The organism is Pseudomonas putida (assembly GCF_001976065.1).
GTDB lineage: Bacteria > Pseudomonadota > Gammaproteobacteria > Pseudomonadales > Pseudomonadaceae > Aquipseudomonas > Aquipseudomonas serbica.
In genome coordinates this window covers 854,697-872,787 of record NZ_MNAH01000001.1, presented here as the reverse complement: position 1 = coordinate 872,787, position 18,091 = coordinate 854,697, and the positions used below count along the sequence as shown (strand labels likewise).

Genomic DNA, 18,091 nt, shown 5'->3' with positions numbered 1-18,091 from the left:
AGGCCACAGAATCTGACCTTGAATAAAAGACATTCAGGAACATATCCCTCAAGGAGTACCGTTATATGAACTTCTCGCACAAATGGATAACGAGTGCCGCACTGAGCAGCTTGTTATTGACCGGCTGCGTATCGAAAGTCACTGAAGCCGAGCAATACTCGGGCTATCTGTCCAACTACAACAACTTGCAGGAAGTCAAAACGGCAAGCGGCGGTACAACAATGCGTTGGGTCAGTCCGTCGTGGAACCCGAATGCCTATGACACGGTGGTGTTCAACAATCTGGAGCTTTATCCCGCGCCCAAGCCCGATGAGCGGGTCAACCAGCAAACGCTGACCGACATCCAGAACTACATGACCAGTAAGGTTAAAGGCACCCTGGGTCAGAAATACCGTGTGGTTTCCAATACCAGCGCCGCGCCGGTGGGTTCCAACACCCTGCTGATGCGTGCGGCGATCACCGGGGTGAATGCCGAAAACGAAGGGATGAAATGGTACGAAGTGGTGCCGATCGCCGCCGTGGTCGGAGCAACACAGGCCGCCACCGGCCACCGTGATCAGGACAGCACTTTGTTCATCGAGGCCGAGATTATCGATGCGAGAACCAACCAGACGGTAGCCAAGGTAGTACGCAAAGTGTTTGGTACAACGCTGGAAAACGAAAGTCAGAAGATCACCGCCCAGGACTTCAAAGCGGCGATCGACAAGTTGAATGTCGATCTCTGGGCGTTCATTCGCAGTTAAGCCTTGATTGAACTGCCAAATACCAATAACGAGGTGAACCGTAATGAAAATAATCCTGTCCTGGCTGTCAGTCACGTTGATGACGGTGCTGATAAGTGCCTGTTCCGCCGTCGGGTCAACCGATGGTGGCGCTGGTGAAATCGAGATTCGCTCAGGGAAGATCGAGCAGATATCGCTGACGCAGATGCAGACCAACCACGACAGTGGTGTCGGCGCCGTACTCGGTGGCCTTGGCGGTCTGGCGCTTGGCAGCTTGATCGGGGGAGGCACCGGCCGTGACGTCGCCATGGTTGCCGGCGCGCTCGCCGGTGCTGCTGGCGGTAACTACGCCGAGAAGAAAAAGTATGACCAACCGGTCGAGGCGCAACAGATCATCGTGCGGGTCAGCAGTGGCGTGCTCGTATCGGTAACCCAACCGATCAATCCGTCCCTGGCTAAAGGCTCGAAGGTGTATATCCAAGGCTCAGGCAATGATGCCCGCGTTATGCCGCAAGGCAGTTAAGGCTGACTGTAAACGGAATTCGACATGACCAAGTACATTGAACGACTCTTACTATCACCTTTGTTTTTAGGTATTTCCGTTTCCAGCCAGGCTGACGATCAGGCGGAACTGGCTAAGCAGTCATTAAATCCAGTCGCGGCACTGTACAGCTTGCCCATTCAATACAACTGGAATCAGAAAATGGGTCCCTCCGGTAATGGAATCCAGAGCGTAACCAATATCCAGCCGGTATTACCCTTCACACTTAATGAAGATTGGAATCTGATTTCTCGCACGATCCTCCCGATCATTGATCAGCACGGGTTGGCACCGAGGGGTATCGCCGATAAAAGCGGAGTGGGCGACACCTCGCAAAGCTTCTTTTTCTCGCCCAAAAAGCCCACCGAGGACGGCTGGATCTGGGGCGCAGGCCCCGCGTTGTTGTTACCGACCGGCAGTGATGAGCTTCTGAGTAGCGAACAATGGGGAATTGGACCGACAGCGGTGGCATTGAAGCAAGCCAACGGTTGGACGACCGGTATTCTGGCGAACCATATCTGGTCACTGGACAACGACCCGGCCGATGACAAGGAGAAGGTCAACCAGACGTATCTACAACCCTTCCTGGTTTATACGACAACGTCGTACACCAGTTTTGGAATTAATACCGAATCCACTTACGACTGGGAAGCCAGGGAGTGGAATGTGCCGATCAACTTGTTCGTGACGCAATTGTTCAAAGTCGGCAAGCAGCCCATGAGCCTTCAGGTGGGACCGCGATACTGGGCGGACAGTCCTGAAGAGGGTGCACACGGCTGGGGCTTTCGAGTGGCGTACACCCTCCTTTTTCCTAAGTGAAACTAGAATATCACCGGACCTGCAGTTAACTGGCCGACTCACTCATCCAGTACGAAAAATGGAGTTTCAAGTTCATGATAACCACACTCCCGAGAACATTTGGCTGTGCGCTGGCATTGCTCGCGTCCTTTGGACTTACGCACGCCCAAGCAGCGGACATCACTGCCGCCGAAACGAAAGCCATCGCCGAAGAAGGCTATATCTACGGTCTGCCCATCGTGATGAACTACGCGATCATGTACGACTATGCCGTGGACAAAAACTCCGGCCAGTACAAGGCGCCGTTCAACCACATTCACAGCATGCACAATGTTTTTACTTACAAGGACACGGCCATCGTCTCGCCGAACAGCGACACACCGTATTCCTTGATGTTCATGGACCTGCGGAGCGAGCCGATGGTGCTCTCGGTACCGGCGGTAGAGAAACCGCGGTACTACTCGGTGCAGCTCATCGATAACAGCACCAACAACTTCGGTTACATCGGCAGCCGTACCACCGGCAACGCAGCCGGCGATTACATGCTGGTCGGCCCAGACTGGAAGGGCGTGACCCCGACAGGCATCAAGAAGGTTTTTCGTTCCAGCACACAACTGCCCTTCGTGATCTTTCGCACTCAGCTCTACAACCCGGCGGACATGCCAAACGTCGAGAAGATCCAGTCCGGTTATGCGGCCCGGCCGCTATCGGCTTATCTCAAGCAGCCTGCGCCGCCTGCCGCGCCGGCGCTCGACTTACCGAAGATCGACAAGGACCTGGTGAAGACCGACTTCTTCAAATATCTGGGCGTTGTAATGCAGCTTGCCCCTGCTACACCGGAAGAAACGGCGATCCGCGCGAAGCTGGCCCACCTGGGCATTGGCGCCGGCAAGGATTTCAACTTCCAGGAGCTCTCCGCCGAGCAAAAGGCCGCAGTGGTTGAGGGCATGCAGGCTGGGCATGCGAAGGTCCAGAATGCAGTCAATCATCTCGGCACGCAGGTCAATGGTTGGAACATCGTGAGTTCCGGCGGTGACGCGGCGTTCTACAAGGATGATTGGCTAAAGCGTGCCGCCATCGCGCAAGCGGGCATCTACGCCAACGACGCCGAAGAGGCCACGTATCCGATGGCCAAGATCCTGTCCGACGGTACGCCGCTTGACGGCAGCAAACACAACTACACCATCACCTTTCCCGCTGGACAGCTTCCGCCGGTCAATGCTTTCTGGTCGGTGACAATGTACGACGGCAAGTCGCAACTGCTGATTAAAAACCCGATCAATCGCTACCTCATCAACTCGCCGATGCTACCCGACATGAAGAAGAATGCAGACGGCTCGCTGACACTCTACATCCAGAAGGACTCGCCCGGCGCGGACAAGGAAAGCAACTGGCTGCCCGCACCGAATGATCTGATCTACATGGTGATGCGCCTGTATTGGCCAAAGACCGAAACCCCTTCCGTCCTGCCTCCTGGCAAAGGCACGTGGAGTCCGCCCGCGATCGTTAAAATCAATTGAGCGCCTAACGACCAGTTGCAGCGGACGGCGCTGGCATGCCGCCGCTAAACCGGAGCGTCAGGGTTTCGCAGAGGCCCTGACGTCCGATTTGATCACCCAAAGGCCGACGGTGGCCGCAAACCGTAGATATTGTTGTTTTGGCGTTATTTGCGCGGCACTCCGAATGCCGCGATTCAACGCCATTGGATGGATACCCCTCCTCAAGAGGGGGGCGGTGTGAGCACGGTTTGTTCACGATGCTCTTAATACACCGCGCAGTTCCTTCCACCGTCCAATAGAGAACAACAAGCATGTTTTATGAAAACATCGACACCTCCTCCATCAACGACGAGGACCTGCCGTGGGTTCCGTTCGCACCTTACAGTGATGAAATCTTCATCAAATACATCAAATGCGACCCGGTTCGCGGGGAAACCATCACCCTGCTCAAGGCCCCGGCCGGGTCTTCTCTGCCCAAGCACTATCACTCCGGCACGGTCATCGTTTACACCGTCAAGGGTGGCTGGAAATACCTGGAGCACGACTGGATCTCGACACAGGGCGGCGTGGTGTTCGAAACCGCAGGTTCCAGCCATACGCCGATCGTGCTGACTGAATATGGTGATGAACTGATCACCTTGAACATCACCCAGGGCGACCTGCTGTATTACGACGACAACAACAACGTCGTGGCCATCGAGAACTGGAAATCCAGCGTGGATCGTTACCTGGCGTTCTGCAAAGCCAATGATATCGAGCCCAAAGACATCACCAGCTTTGCGGTCTGACCTGCTCTCCAATCTCTCGGCCGTCCGGTGTTCGACCGGGCGGCTGCGCCGTCGCAATGAATAAAAAACGGAGACACCCATGTCCCAGAAGCTGCAACCCGCCGGACGTTTCACCCTGAAACTCTGCGCACTGTTGGCCAGCTCGGTCGCATCCGCACAAGACTCGCTGCCTTTCCCGCCGACGCCTTCGGCCAGTGACGCCAAACCGACGCTGCAAGAATCGAAGCACCAGAAACGTCAGCAGCAATCCCGCCTTCCTGCCGAGGCCCCCAATATTCTGGTGATCATGCTCGATGACGCCGGCTTCGCGCAGTCCGACACCGTCGGCGGCGCAGTCCATACGCCGACCCTGAGTCGAGTCGCCGACAGCGGTGTGCGCTACAACGCTTTTCATACCGCTGCCATCAGCTCCGCAACTCGCGCCGCTTTGCTTACCGGACGCAACCATCACCGAGTTGGCAACGGCGTCATCGCAGAGCTGGCCACCGATTGGGAAGGCTACACCGGCAAGATCCCCAAAAGCTCGGTGACCATGGCCGAGGTGCTCAAGCAATATGGCTACAGCACCGCCGCGTTTGGCAAATGGCATAACACCCCCCCCCTGGACACCACGGCGGCCGGTCCTTTCGATACATGGCCGACGGCCTACGGTTTTGAACATTTCTACGGTTTCCTGGCCGGCGAAACCTCTCAGTACGAACCGCGTCTGTACCGCGACACAACGCCAATCGAACCGGCGCGAGATCCGAAATATCACCTCAGCGAAGATCTCGCCAATCAGGCCGTAAACTGGCTGCAAGACCATCAGACCTACGCGCCGGAAAAACCATTTTTCATGTATTGGACACCGGGTGCCGTACATGGCCCGCACCAGGTGAATGCGCAATGGGCCGATAAATACAAAGGCAAGTTCGACGGTGGCTGGGATGCCTATCGTGAGCAGACGTTCGCTCGCCAGAAAGCGCTGGGCTTTATCCCCCAGGACGCCGTCCTCACCCCACGCCCGGCGGAACTCCCAGCCTGGGATAGCTTGTCTTCCGAACAGAAACAGTATCAGGCTCGGTTGATGGAGGTGTATGCCGGCTTCCTGGAACATGCCGACACGCAGGCTGGCAAGATCCTCGACGAACTGGAGCGTGAAGGTAAGCGCGACAACACGCTGATCTTTTATGTCTTCAGCGACAACGGCGCTTCTTCCGAGGGGATGGAGGGCACGATTAATGAGTTGCTGGCCCAAAACGGGATTCCAGTTCCCAAAGAGCAGCAGCTGAAAGTCCTCGACGAGATGTATGGCGGCTTGTCCGCGCTCGGCGGTCCCAAACTTGAAAGCATGTACAACGCTGCGTGGGCCTGGGCAGGATCAGGGCCATTCGTTGGCACTAAACTGGTCGCTGGTTACTTCGGCGGTACGCGCACGCCGCTGGCCGTTTCCTGGCCGAAACAGATCAAGGCCGACGCCAGAGTTCGCGGACAATTTCACCATGTCAACGACATTGCCCCAACGGTCTACGACGTGCTGTCGATCATGCCACCCAAAGAGGTCAACGGTATCGCTCAGGACCCCATGGATGGCATCAGCCTGCGCTATACCTTCAATGACGCTCAGGTGAAGTCGAAAAAACCGGCGCAATACTTCGAAGTCCTGGGCAGTCGCGGCATCTACAAGGATGGCTGGATGGCCTCGGTTTTTGGCCCGCGCAAACCCTGGGTGCAAGGTTTTGCGCAGTTCATGGGCTGGAATCCGGCGAATGATCAATGGTCGCTCTACAACCTGCAAAACGACTACTCCCAGGCCAACGATGTAGCCGCGATCAATCCGCAAAAACTTGCGGAGCTGAAGGCGGAGTTTGACGTGCAGGCCAAGGCAAACCATGTCTATCCGATTGGTGCCGGTCTCTACCCCTTCCTCGATCCGACCGCACGAATCTCCAGCAGCCAACGCGAATGGCATTTCAGCGATCGCGTCCAGCGCTTTCCGGAATTTGCGGCCCCGAACCTGCGCAATCAGAACAGCAAAGTTTTCGTCGACGCCGAGGTTCCAGCTAACGCCACCGGCGTGTTGTATGCCTTGGGCGGAATCGGTGGCGGGGTCAGCCTGTACATGGATGACGGTTTCCTGAACTACGAGTACAACGCGCTGGCTATCTCTCGAGTCAAACTGCGTTCGACCGAACGAGTACCCGCAGGCAAAGTCAGTATCGAAGTGCTGACGACCCTGTCGTCAGCCAAGCCCGGAGCGCCGGCCAGTCTGAGCCTGCGACTTGACGGGCAGGAAGTCGCCAAAGGGGTGACGTCGTTTACTCCGGCACTGACGTTCACCGCCAGCGAAACCTTCGACGTGGCTCAAGACCTCGGCTCCCCCGTCACCCTGGACTATTTCGAGCGTGCGCCCTTCGCATTCAACGGCAAGGTCAAGGATGTACACGTGACATATTTGCCTTGACCCACAATGCCGCCCGGACAACCGGGCGGCAAACAGATGACTCCCGGACCCTGCCCCCATGCCTACCCACGAATCCCCGCCCCAGGGCTTGCATCTCATGGCCAAACCCGTCGGGCCGATCTGCAACCTCGATTGCAGCTACTGTTTCTACCTCGAAAAAGAACAGCTTTACCCGCCTCGGGAACGCTTCAGCATGACCGACGAGGTGCTGCGTCTGTATGTGCAGCGCTACATCGAGGCCCAGCCCACGCCTGAGGTCGAATTTACCTGGCAAGGCGGCGAACCGACGTTGCTGGGGCTGGATTTTTTCCAGCGCGCGGTCCTGTATCAACGCCAGTTCGCGGGGAACAAAGTCATTCGCAACACGTTGCAGACCAATGGCACGTTACTCAATGACGACTGGTGCGCGTTCCTCGCCCGTGAACGCTTCATGGTGGGGATCAGCCTCGATGGCCCGCGATTCGTTCACGACCTCTATCGCCCCGACAAGCGTGGACGCTCCAGTTTCGATGACGTGATGCACGGTCTCGAACTGCTCAAGCGGCATGGCGTCGACTTCAATGTGTTGGTGACCGTGGCGCGCGATGTCGCCAGATTCCCCTTGGAAATCTATCGATTCCTCAAGTCAGAGGGCGTTCGTCATATTCAGTTCAATCCCGTGGTGGAACGCGTGCCAAGCGCCTTACAGGTCAGTCTGGGTCTGCATTTCGCTATCCCGCCGGAATTGCGCTTGCACGTGGTGCCGGAGCCGGCGATGGTGACGGAGCAAACGGTTGCCCCCGAGGCCTATGGCGATTTTCTCATCACGATTTTTGACGAGTGGGTGCGCCAGGACGTCGGGGAGGTTCATGTCATGAACTTCGAGTGGGCACTGGCTTCATGGTGTCAGCTACCGGCCTCGGTGTGCCTGTTCAGCCCGCGCTGCGGCAAAGCGGCGATCGTGGAGCACGACGGCAACGTCTACTCCTGCGATCACTACATGTATCCCGAGTATTTGCTGGGCAACTTGAAGACCGATGATCCGGCCCTGCTACTCGCCTCTGCTGCGCAACAAGCCTTTGGCGCCGCCAAGGAAGAGACACTGCCGACGTATTGCCAGCAGTGCGATTACCGCTTCGCCTGCCATGGCGAATGCCCGAAAAACCGCTTCATGAACGCGCCCAACGGCGAGCCGGGTCTGAACTATCTGTGTCCGAGCTACAAGAAATACTTTCGTCACCTGACGCCCTACATGAACGCCATGGCCCAACTGGTCAGCCACAACCAACCCGTGGCGTTGATCATGCAGGCCTTCGCCGGCCCGCTGATCGTGCCCTTGGATAAATAGCCTTTCAGCTATGAAATCTGAAGTCGCGAAACTGTTCGCGAAGCTGCATCTTTTGCAATTTGCCGGTGGCGGTATGCGGCAGCGCTTCGACGAAGGCCACATCGTCCGGCAGCCACCACTTCGCCACGCGGCTTTGCAGCACCGTCAGCAGATCGTCTTTGCTCGCGGTTCTACCAGGTTTGAGCACCACCACCAACAACGGCCGTTCCTGCCATTTGGGATGAGGGATGCCGATCACCGCCGCTTCGGCGACGGCCGGGTGACTGACGGCAGCGTTTTCCAGATCAATCGAGGAAATCCACTCGCCACCCGACTTGATAACGTCCTTGGCGCGGTCGGTGATCTGCATGTAGCCGTCAGTGTCGATCGTTGCGATGTCACCGGTATCGAGCCAGCCCTCGCTATCAAGAATCTGCCCTCCCTCGCCGCCGTAATACTGGCTGGCGATCCATGGTCCCTTGACCAGTAGAAGACCGCTTGCCTTGCCGTCTCGCGGTAGTTCAGCGCCTTGCTCATCGACAATCTTCATCGACACCCCAAACAACGCCCGCCCTTGTTTGGCCTGCAAGTCGAGCACTGCTTCCAGCGAAGCATCACGGTGTTTGGGCAGCGGATTGCAGATGGTGCCCAGCGGGGACATCTCGGTCATCCCCCAGGCATGCAACACACGCGCATTGAAACGGGTTTCAAACGTCTCGACCTGGCTGCACGGCGCGGCGGCTCCGCCGATCACCACCCGGTTCAGGCACAGCTCTGTCGCCGGTTGCAGAGCCTGAGTCTCGACATGTTGTTGCAGCATCATCCACACCGTCGGAACACCCAGCGCCAGGGTCACCTGTTCATCTCGCATCAGCGTGTAGAGGCTCTCGCCGTCAAGTGCGGCGCCCGGCAACACCAATTTTGCCCCACACATTGCGGCGGCATACGGCATTCCCCAGGCATTGACGTGGAACATCGGCACAACCAACAACGCTGAATCCGCCGCCGATAGACCGAAGCCCTCCGAGGTACACAGCGCCAGCGAATGCAGGATCGAAGAACGGTGCGAATACAGCACACCCTTTGGATTGCCAGTGGTACCCGAGGTGTAGCACATTGACGATGCCGTGCGCTCATCGAACTCAGGCCAGATGAAGTCGTTGCTGTGCCCGGCGATCAGGTCTTCGTAGCACATCAAGCCAGGCACATTGATTGCCGGCATTTGCTCCCGCTCACACAGAGCGATGAACGCTTTGACTGTCTTCAGGCGCGGCGCGATCTGCTCGACCAACTCAGCGAACGACAGGTCGAAAAGCAGGTACTGGTCCTCGGCGTGGTTGGCGATGAATTCGATCTGCTCGGCGAACAGCCGCGGGTTGATCGTATGCAGTACCGCGCCCATGCCCGACACACCGAAATACAATTCCATGTGCCGGTAACCGTTCCAGGCCAGGGTTCCGATTCGATCGCCGGATTGCACGCCCAACGCAACCAGTGCATTGGCCACTTGTTTAGCGCGTTCGCCGATGTCGGCGTAAGTGCAGTGATGCACCGTTCCATCTGCCGTACGTGAGGCAATTTCGGTGTGCGAATGCGCCTTCAGCGCATGTTCCAGAACGGAAGAAATCAACAGCGGTTGATCTTGCATCAAGCCCAGCATGGTTTTGTGTTCCTTTTATTCTTGTTTGATGTCGATGTTTCAGAAACGGCAGAGACTCACAGGTGGCGGAGCGGATAAATCATGCAAGCAATCATTTCAAGGAGCGCGACGGAGCAGGAAATGCGACAGCGCCGGGATCAGCACCAAGGCGCCGACCATGTTCCAGATGAACATGAACGTCAGCAGGATGCCCATGTCGGCCTGGAACTTGATCGGCGACCAGGCCCAGGTGATGACGCCCGCCGCCAGGGTGATGCCAACCAGCGCCACCACTTTGCCAGTGAACGCCACCGAGTTTTTGTAGGCTTCGGTCAACGACAGACCGGCACGCTGCTGAGCCAATTGAACGCTGAGCAGGTACAGCGCGTAATCAACACCGATGCCGACACCCAAGGCAATCACCGGCAAGGTCGCGACCTTCACGCCCATGCCCAGCCAGACCATCAACGCCTCGCAGAGAATCGACGTCAGCATCAACGGCACGACCGCCACCACTACCGCTCGCCAGCTGCGGAAGGTGATGAAGCACAGCACGATCACCGCGCCATACACGTAAAACAACATGGTGCGATTGGCGTCGCGCACGACGATATTGGTCGCCGCTTCGATCCCGGCGCTACCGGCGGCGAGCATGAACTGCCGATCGTCGTTGCTGTGCTCACGGGCGAACTGATCGGCCACTTTCACCACGTGATCGAGGGTTTCGGCCTTGTGGTCGGAGAGATAAGCGATCACCGGCATCATTGAACAATCACTGTCGAACAGTTCCGGGTTGTTCACCGAGGCCTGTTGCGCGCCGTAGTTCAACACGTTCTGGTTGCGCGCGACGGTCAGCATTTTCGGGTTGCCCTCATAGGAACCCGCCGTGATCTGGCGCACAGCGTTGACCAGTGACACGGTCGTCTGCACGCCCGGTTGCTGTTGCAGCAGCCAGCCGAGACGATCGGCTTCCACCAGGGTTTCGTACTTCAGGCAACCTTCGCTGGCGGTTTTGACCATGACCGCAAACTGGTCGCTGGACAGCGAATAGTTGGCAGTGATGTAGGCGTTGTCGCGGTTGTAACGTGAGTCGGCGCGCAGCTCGGGGGCGCCCGGATCGAGATCACCAATTTTCAAATGCGTGCTGACCATGAAGCCACCTACCGCCAGCAACCCGGCCACCACCACCGCCACTGTTGCCCAACGACGCTCGGTAAAGCGGTCAAGCAGGCTCCACACATTGCCCAGCCCTTTCCCTTTCAGCTCCTGACTTTCCTGACGCAAGCTGCGCGCCGCCGCCTTGGGACTGACACCCCAATAAGACAGGAGCACTGGCAGCAACACCAGGTTGGTAAAGATCAAGACCGCCACACCAATGCTCGCGGTGACGGCCAGGTCCTGGATCACCGGAATGTCGATCAGCATCAGCACCGCAAAACCCACGGCATCGGCCAGCAATGCGGTCAGTCCGGCCAGGAACAGACGACGGAAGGTGTAACGCGCGGCGATCAACTGATGGGTGCCGCGTCCGACGTCCTGCATGATCCCGTTCATTTTTTGCGCACCGTGGGACACGCCGATGGCGAACACCAGAAACGGCACCAGAATCGAAAACGGGTCGAGTACATAACCGAACAAGGTGATCAGGCCCAGTTGCCACACCACCGCAACCACCGAGCACAGAATCACCAGCGCGGTGCTGCGCACGCAACGGGTAAAGCCAAAGATGATGGCAGTAGCGATCAGCGCTGCGGCACCGAAGTACATCATGATCAGCATCAGGCCATCGATCAGATCGCCCACCAGTTTGGCGAAACCGATCACGCGGATCTTGATCGGGCCTTTGCCCTCTTCACCGGCGAGGTGTACCGCGCTACTGCCGGCAAACTCAAACTTGTTGCGTAGCTGCTCTTCAAGCATCCGCGAAAAATGGTGATAGTCGATTGCTGCGCCCGTGACCGGATCCTTCTCCAGCAGCGGCACCACAATCATGCTCGATTTGAAATTATTGCCGACAAGACTGCCGATGATGCCGGAACGGGCGATGTTCAAGCGCAGTTGCTCGACCCCACTGGCCGAGCCGTCGTAGGAGTCCGGCATGACCGGGCCACCACGGAAGCCCTCCTCCGTGACCTCGGTCCAGCGCACGGCAGGCGTCCACAATGACTTTATCCAGGCCCGGTCCACGCCCGGGGTCAGGAACAAGGTGTCATTAACCTGCTTGAGCACCTCCAGGTATTTCGGGTCGTAGATGTCGCCGTCGGTGTTTTCCACCACCACCCGAACCGTATTGCCCAGCCCGCGCAACGCCTGACGATTCTCAAGGTAGTTTTTGATGTACGGCTGACTCTGCGGAATCATCTTTTCGAAGCTGGCATTGAGCATCAGCCCAGTGGCCGCGACATAGCTCAGCAATACCGTCACGATCAGGCAGGTCAGCACCACCAGCAGGCGGTTGTTGAAAATCAGGCGTTCAAGGACATTGCCGGAGCGTGCATCGAAGCCCTTCAGCTCTCGGATCACCGGCATCGTATCGAGGTTATAGTTACCCATGAAGTGGCTCGTCTCTTTTTATTATGTGGGATGTGGGCTCATTCGAAGGGCAACTGGCGCAAGCCCCGTGCGCCCGCGACCACCACGACGTCTGATGCGATGGCCTGCGCCGCAGCGGCGGGCTCCAGGCGGTCTTGTGGCTTTAGCGTGAAACTGGCGCCGTCGTCGGTGCTGACAAGCACATGCCCGGCCTGGCTGACCAGGATGATTCGGCCGTCGGCGGTGATCGTGCTCGCGGTGATGCTTGAGGACAGCCCCAGTTCAACCTTGTCCCAGTTCACGCCGTGATCGACACTGCGATAAACATTGCCTCGCAGGCCATAGACGAGCACCGAGCCCGGCTTGCCGGTTATGCCGAAATAGCTGCCGCTGTAGGGCGTCGGGATGTTGATGAAGCGTTGCGTTGCCGAGTCCAGTTTCAACACCAGGCCTTGCTCACCGACAATGAACAGGTCATCGCCGATTGCTCGTATCCCGTAGAGATTCAGTGCTCCCGGATTGTCGGTGCGATCCATCAACGGAACCCAGCTCCGGCCGCCGTCTTCAGTGCGGAAAATCAGATTGAACGCGCCGACGATATATCCGGTTTTATCATTGGCGAACCAAACGTCCAGAAAAGGTTTGTCAGCCCCTTCATCGACCATTCGTTGAGCCTCGACCAATAACGCATCGTTGGGCTGTTGCCCTTCTTGCCTCTGAAAATGTTCGAGCATGATCTGCCCCACCTGACGGCCATCGAGCTGACGCTTCCAGGTTTCACCACTGTTGTCGCTGTGCAACACAATGCCGTCGTGCCCGACCGCCCACCCCTGCGTCGGGCTCGGAAAATGCACGGCCACCAGATCGGAACTCACCGGCACTTCTGCCTGGTGCCAGCGGACGCCGTTGTCATCGGAATAAAAAATATGGCCGCGTTGGCCCACGGCGACCAGGCGCTGACCTGCACGGGTCAGCCCGGTGAACACCCCGCCAATCGCCTTGTCACTCTGAATCGCGGGGCTCGACAGCACGTCGACAAAGTCAGCGGCGACGACGGATCTGGTGAATGGGGCAGCCAACGCCAAAATTAGCGCAGTGAGCGCAATCCATCTAAATGTATTCATGAGGTCTACTCGGCAAAAAAGCCGCCGAACAGTGCGATACACACTGTCGGCGACAAGAAAACACCTGCGTTACGGCTCAGCGAATACCCGTGCCGGCCAATGACTCAGGTGCCCATTGCGCTTTCGAAAGCGGGTCGATGTACTTGACGCCGCCGTACGGCCCGTAGATGCCGGTGATGTTGTAGCTGCCAGAGACCAGGTCATAAATCATGTGGTTATCGGAATTCGGCGCCTGCACGTCATAGCTGTATGCCATGTGTGCAAAGGACCCGCGGTACAGCTTGCCGCTGGCGTCATATTCATCCGAAGCCAGGGCGATCCAGCTGTCTTCGTCGAGGTAGAAGGTGCGCTTGCTGTAGATGTGGCGTTTGCCCGGTTTCAGCGTGGCTTCGACCACCCACACGCGGTGCAACTCCCAGCGCATCAGGTCTGGATTGACGTGATGCGGCGTGGTGATATCCGCAGCGACCTTGTGGTAGTTCAACTTGTACGTGTTGTAAGGAATGATCATTTCCTTCTTGCCGACGAGTTTGAAGTCGTAACGGTCCATTGCGCCGTTGAATACCCAGGCATCGTCATAGGTCGAAGCACCGGCCGAGCCAGGGTTTGGCGTGTCGTAGGCGATATCCGGTGCGAGTTTCACGCGGCGCTGACCTGGCAGGTATTGCCAGCCACGACGCTCCATTTTCAGAGGGTTGACGGCATCCTGCACCAGGATGGCTTCGCCCGCGCGACGGGCCGGGGCCTGGTAGTAGAGTTTGGTCTTGAAGAACAGATCCGTTTCTTTCGCCGGGTCCATACGCTTGGGATCGTACAGCGGGTATTCCAGATAGGCATTGCCGGACGTGGCCAGAATTGCCCTCCCGGAACTGTCGACGTTCCAGGAGTCATATTTCAAATTGGTGGCATACCCCTGATAACGCAGCAAGTGGTTCCACATGGCCTCATAACCATCTTTCGGGATCGGGAACGGAACGCCCGGCAACGCGTTCTCCAGTGCTACCCCGCCTTCGAGTGTTTTAGTGCCGACGGCGTTTTTTGCGGTGTTATCCAGCAACCGTTGAGGCAGCGCAACGCTGCGATGAGTCGGAAACACATCGACCCGGAACGTCGGGTAACGCTTGAGCAGTTCTTGCGTGGTTGCGGTCAGTTTGTCGGTGTATTGACTGACGTTTTTGCCATCGACGACAACGCGTGGCTTGTCGGCCTCATAAGGGTCCGGACGGAACGAACTACCCGGTTGAAAACTGGCCGGCGCCGTGGTGAGACCGCCGGTGTAGGGCGGAATGGTGTTGTCGGCATTACCGATCTTTTCAGCGCCGACGCCTGTCAGGCTGTTGCCGAGTCTGGCTGCTTCATCGGGGGACACGGCTGCGTGTGCCGCACCCGCGATGGCAACGGTCAAGGCAGTGAACAAAAGCGTATTGACGAACTTCATGGAGTGACTCCTGCTATCAAGCAAAGACTTCGATCAAATGGTCGTTTTGAAGGTAAAAGTGACCATGCCCCGATCCTTGAGCTGAGGCTGAGTACCGCCGAAAGCAGTGGTCTGCCCCGGTACGCAGTTGTATTGGCCGTTGGCCCCTGGTGCGGCACCCTCGCCCTGTGCACCTGCACCACCGGCTGAGCCGCAGGTGTCGAACGGACCAAAGTTGTCCACGTACTTCAGGTCAAACCGGTACTGGTTGTGCACGTCCATGCCAACGCCCACCGAGTAACTGCCGGAGTCCTTGTTACCCCCGAGCTGAACCGACGAGTTGCCCGCAAGGCCGACGCTGTAGTTGGCCGGCAGGTACATATCGATGCCGGGAAACACCTGATACCAGGTCGGGTTGAAGTTGACGCCCAGGACATAGTTGTCCCTGGTGACCTTGTCGACACCGCGATACCAGTCTTCGCCTTTGAACAGCTGCTTGCTCTCGGTGACATCCAGCCAGCGGCTGTAGGCGAGTTCAACCAGCAAGGTCGAACTGTCCCAGACCGGTGTCGCACCGAAAGTGGTCAAGCCGTTGAGCACCGCGTGCACGGTGTTGCCTCGGGCCACGCCGTTATCACCATCAAAGCTACTGATGAAGCCAGGCAAACCGGCAGCACCGGCTACCGGATTGACCGTTGCCGGCACGCTGGCCAGCGGCATGTTGTGGCGATAGTTCAGGTCGAGACCGACGCTGACACCTTCGATGCTTTTCGACAGGCTGATGCCGTAGATATCGATGTCGTCGACATAGAACTGGTTGTAGCTGCCGGCATTGCCGGAGATCAGTTGCGCAGGGCCGACCGCCGTTGGCTGCAACACCAGGTTGGGCAGAATGTCGGAGGTTTTGCGGTAGTAGAAACCCAGCGTACCCTGCAGCCATTCCGGGCTCCACTTGGCCATCAGGCCAAAGTCACCCTGGTTGTCCGGGGTAAACGTATGCCCGTTGGACAGCCGTAAAAACTGGTTGGCACCCAGTGGGCCAGGTGTGCCGAACAACGGGTTTCGGCCGCCGATCAACGACAGGTTGTGCCCGCCATTTTGAATGCCGTCGTTGAACCCCAGATAAGTACCCGACTCCGGCAACCGCGCGGCGTCCCAGTCCAGGAAGTACTGCGCGGCGAGGGTCAGTTCCGGATTGACCGTGAGGCTGGTGGACAACTGATTACGCGGAATGAACAATTCTTTGGCTTCTGTTCCCGGGACCGCCAGCGACTTGGAAATATCCAGGCCGGACTGGCCATAACTGTTGCCATGGGCAAAGGCGAGGATGCTTTCGCCCCAGTAAACGGTGTGCTTGCCGAGCTTGCCGCTGAGCAGTGATTCATCGCCGACTTCAGTGCTGCCAAACACGAAGGCATCAAGGATTTCCGAAGAAGGACCGTTGTAATACCGATCGGCGTAACCGCTTTGATGACGAGAGTCCGGCTTACCGTTGTTGAGCTGATTGGTCGAGGCGTTATCGCTGCCAATATCGTCGTAGGCGTGGTCGTACCAGGTGTTGGCGCTGACACGGAAACCGACTTTTTCTTTGTAAACCACGTCCAGTTCGGTCAGCACATCCAGTCGTTGAGAAACGGGACTGCCGGAGGAGAAGTTGCGATCCCCGTCATTGTTGTTCCACGAATTGGCCAACTTGCTGTTGGGGGCTTCCACGCGCTGGGCGTAGTTGAACTTCAGCGTGTTGTCGAAGCGAACCGCAAAGTCTTCATTCCCCGTGTTGATCTCCACAGCCCCTACGGGCGCGATGCCCAGGCCGGTGAGAATGGCGGAGGCCAACAACCCTTTGCGAAGGTTTGCATGGCAGATCTTATTATTTTTGTTCATCTAGCTTGCCACCTGCTCTATGGTTTACGAAAAGTCATGGGTTGAATCACGGCGTAGTGAGCCTCCTCTCAGGTGCGCTGCAAAAGGGTGACCGACACCGACCGGCCCAGGGCGGTGCTATGTTGTAAAGCCGTGCGGGCACCAGCAATTTGCCTGCCGTCGGCCACGCCGCGCAGTTGCCAGACCAACTCGACCAGTTGCGCCAACCCGGTGGCACCCGGGGCGTGACCACGTCCCAGCAAGCCACCCGATGGGCACACCGCATTCATCTGTCCTTTCAGGCGGTGTCCTTGCTGCACGAATCGATCGATCTCGTCCTCCCGGCAAAAGCCCAGCGCGGCGCTATTGACCATGAAGTCGCCGACGCTTTGGTCGTGCAGTTCAACCACGTCGATGTCTTCCGCACCGAGGCCAGCCTGCTGATAGGCCAACTGCGCGACTCGCCGGGTGGTCGCCTGTCCGAGCACATCCAGCACGCAACCCGCTTCCTGCTCTGAAGCGCTGTCACTGCCCCTGACACAGGCCAACACAGTGACGTCCGCCCGAGCGCCGAAACGCAGGGCGAAGGCCGGGGTACAGAGCAGGATGGCCGCCGCACCGCAGGCGGGCGGGCACAGATAAGGCGGGAGCCAGCCGTCGCGATCCGGCACTCGGTTCAACACGGCGTAGGGATTGCGTCCGGCCTGGGCCCGTGCCTGCTCAAGCACTTGATCGAAGCTGCTTTGAGCAATGCCCATGCGTGTCAATAACCAACTGGTTTGGGCCGCGAACAGCAGCGCCGGTTGTTGTCGACGCTCGATAAAGCCGATGGGGTTCTCATCCTGCCTGAGCGTTGCCGACTCATCGCGAGCGAGATCTTTCAAACCGAAAAACTCACGATTGGAGATGTGTGCCGGCATGCACTCGACACCCACCAACAGGACACATTCAGCCTGGCCGCACAGCAGGCTATTGCGGGCCAGATGGAAAGCACTACTGGCCGACGCACAGCCATCGCCGAGGCTGAAAATCGGCACGCCCGAGTAGCCAATCTGCGACAACATTTGCTCGGCGATACCAGCTTCTGCGTGTACGCAGGAAGTAAACACCTGGTCGACCAGGTCATAGTCGATCCGCGCATCGGCCAGCGCTGCACGAATGGCTTGCCCCGCCAATGCCGCATGACTGTCAGAGCCACCCAGCGGTAGAAACGGCACCATTGCTGCACCGGCGATCAGCACTTTTACAGACATAGACCTGCTCCCACTCACCGATACGTTGGTGCTTTTGTGGGGTCAGACTATTGCGAACTCGAAAAGCGTACCCCCCCATTGACTGGGGGGGCGGCTGGAAATCGATTTTTTTTGGGGGGCGGGGGGGATTGAAGGATGATCCGAACGGATCACCTCGGGTGGTGAG

General features: G+C 57.9%; 13 protein-coding genes. 7 read left to right on the top strand and 6 right to left on the bottom strand.

Annotated features, from left to right (window positions below):
• Positions 1–65: 65 nt before the first annotated feature.
• From BKX96_RS04030 to BKX96_RS04000, 7 genes are all read left to right on the top strand, one after another.
• Complete coding sequence (locus tag BKX96_RS04030; RefSeq protein ID WP_077182760.1) at positions 66–743, top strand: DUF3313 domain-containing protein; 678 nt, start codon at positions 66–68, stop codon at positions 741–743.
• Positions 744–786: 43 nt separating this feature from the next.
• Positions 787–1,245 carry a glycine zipper 2TM domain-containing protein gene (locus tag BKX96_RS04025; RefSeq protein ID WP_077182759.1) on the top strand — a complete coding sequence of 153 codons (459 nt, stop codon included), beginning with the start codon at positions 787–789 and terminating at the stop codon, positions 1,243–1,245.
• A 24-nt stretch (positions 1,246–1,269) separates the two neighbouring features.
• Positions 1,270–2,082: a hypothetical protein gene (locus tag BKX96_RS04020; RefSeq protein ID WP_077182758.1), complete on the top strand. Its 813-nt coding sequence runs from the start codon at positions 1,270–1,272 to the stop codon at positions 2,080–2,082.
• A gap of 74 nt (positions 2,083–2,156) precedes the next feature.
• A complete protein-coding gene (locus BKX96_RS04015) occupies positions 2,157–3,581 on the top strand; it encodes a DUF1254 domain-containing protein (RefSeq protein WP_077182757.1) in 1,425 nt (474 codons plus the stop codon).
• Between the two features lie 290 nt (positions 3,582–3,871).
• Positions 3,872–4,348: a 2,4'-dihydroxyacetophenone dioxygenase family protein gene (locus tag BKX96_RS04010; RefSeq protein ID WP_077182756.1), complete on the top strand. Its 477-nt coding sequence runs from the start codon at positions 3,872–3,874 to the stop codon at positions 4,346–4,348.
• Between the two features lie 79 nt (positions 4,349–4,427).
• A complete protein-coding gene (locus BKX96_RS04005) occupies positions 4,428–6,791 on the top strand; it encodes an arylsulfatase (protein ID WP_077182755.1) in 2,364 nt (787 codons plus the stop codon).
• 58 nt (positions 6,792–6,849) lie between these two features.
• The gene (locus BKX96_RS04000) at positions 6,850–8,118 is read left to right on the top strand and encodes an anaerobic sulfatase maturase (RefSeq protein ID WP_077182754.1); all 1,269 of its coding nucleotides are present in this window, start codon (positions 6,850–6,852) and stop codon (positions 8,116–8,118) included.
• A gap of 4 nt (positions 8,119–8,122) precedes the next feature.
• Here the strand turns inward: BKX96_RS04000 and BKX96_RS03995 are convergent, their stop codons facing one another.
• From BKX96_RS03995 to BKX96_RS03970, 6 genes are all read right to left on the bottom strand, one after another.
• Complete coding sequence (locus BKX96_RS03995; RefSeq protein WP_077182753.1) at positions 8,123–9,757, bottom strand: 3-(methylthio)propionyl-CoA ligase; 1,635 nt, start codon at positions 9,755–9,757, stop codon at positions 8,123–8,125.
• A gap of 96 nt (positions 9,758–9,853) precedes the next feature.
• Complete coding sequence (locus BKX96_RS03990) at positions 9,854–12,289, bottom strand: efflux RND transporter permease subunit (protein WP_077182752.1); 2,436 nt, start codon at positions 12,287–12,289, stop codon at positions 9,854–9,856.
• Between the two features lie 38 nt (positions 12,290–12,327).
• Positions 12,328–13,392 carry a WD40/YVTN/BNR-like repeat-containing protein gene (locus tag BKX96_RS03985; protein WP_077182751.1) on the bottom strand — a complete coding sequence of 355 codons (1,065 nt, stop codon included), beginning with the start codon at positions 13,390–13,392 and terminating at the stop codon, positions 12,328–12,330.
• A 76-nt stretch (positions 13,393–13,468) separates the two neighbouring features.
• On the bottom strand, positions 13,469–14,830 hold the full coding sequence (locus tag BKX96_RS03980) for a DUF1329 domain-containing protein (protein WP_077182750.1): 1,362 nt from the start codon (positions 14,828–14,830) through the stop codon (positions 13,469–13,471).
• Positions 14,831–14,863: 33 nt separating this feature from the next.
• Entirely contained in the window at positions 14,864–16,693 is a 1,830-nt protein-coding gene (locus tag BKX96_RS03975; RefSeq protein WP_077182749.1) for a DUF1302 domain-containing protein, read from the bottom strand.
• Positions 16,694–16,761: 68 nt separating this feature from the next.
• Positions 16,762–17,925: a thiolase C-terminal domain-containing protein gene (locus BKX96_RS03970; RefSeq protein ID WP_077182748.1), complete on the bottom strand. Its 1,164-nt coding sequence runs from the start codon at positions 17,923–17,925 to the stop codon at positions 16,762–16,764.
• Between the last annotated feature and the right edge of the window lie 166 nt (positions 17,926–18,091).